Genomic DNA, 782 nt, shown 5'->3' on the forward strand with positions numbered 1-782 from the left:
TGTCGGTTCCCGCCTCTGTGTTGAAAGTTCAGAAAAGGCCAAGTACTTAGGGACACAGTTCATTGGTATTTACGATAGATATATCAATGGTGAAAGTTTATCGAAAGAAAAAGAAATCCCTTTTATTATTAGTCCAAAAACGTTCAACACATACACCGATATAAAAACTTTTGAAGATGCTTGCCTAGCTACTGGACGCACTCTAAAATCTTTTGAATCTGAACACAAAGGGAAGTCGGACGACTCTTACGCTTACGAGCAATTAAAGATTATCAGCGAAGCGCTTAACGGTGGTAACCATATGGATTATTCAGATACTGACGAGTACAAATATTACCCATACTTCAATTCTGTGGGTTCGTCGGTCGGTTTTTCGTACGTCGACTACCACTTCGATGCTGCGCATTCGGGTGTCGGTTCCCGCCTCACGTATAAAAGTAGTGAGATAGCAACCTATGCAGGAAAGCAATTCTTAGATATCTACAACAAATACATTAACTAATCTCAAAAACATACAATGAAAAATTTAGGATCATTTGAAAGTGCAGCTAACTACTTAGCAATAGACCCAACAAAACTACCTGATGTATCAATGTTGCCAGAACAGTCACAAAAGGCTATAGTATCGTTTTACAAAATTTCAATCATTAGCCAAGCATCATGGAAACAGGAAGAAAAAACAATCGATTGGTACGACTGGGACCAATACAAATACTATCCTTGGTTTGACATGTCACCCGATCAAAACGCTGGTTCTGTAGGTTCGTCGGTCGGTTTTTCGT

At 39.3% G+C, this 782-nt stretch carries 2 protein-coding genes; both read left to right on the forward strand.

Translation table 11 applies throughout. The annotated features are described in order from the left end of the window. On the forward strand, nt 1-502 hold a 502-nt coding region (locus ORI89_RS19180; protein ID WP_268232139.1), incomplete at its 5' end, for a hypothetical protein. A 15-nt stretch (nt 503-517) separates the two neighbouring features. After that, nucleotides 518-782 (forward strand): hypothetical protein (locus tag ORI89_RS19185; RefSeq protein ID WP_268232140.1); only part of this gene is annotated, 265 nt, incomplete at its 3' end.

Source organism: Sphingobacterium sp. UT-1RO-CII-1, assembly GCF_026711005.1.
GTDB lineage: Bacteria > Bacteroidota > Bacteroidia > Sphingobacteriales > Sphingobacteriaceae > Sphingobacterium.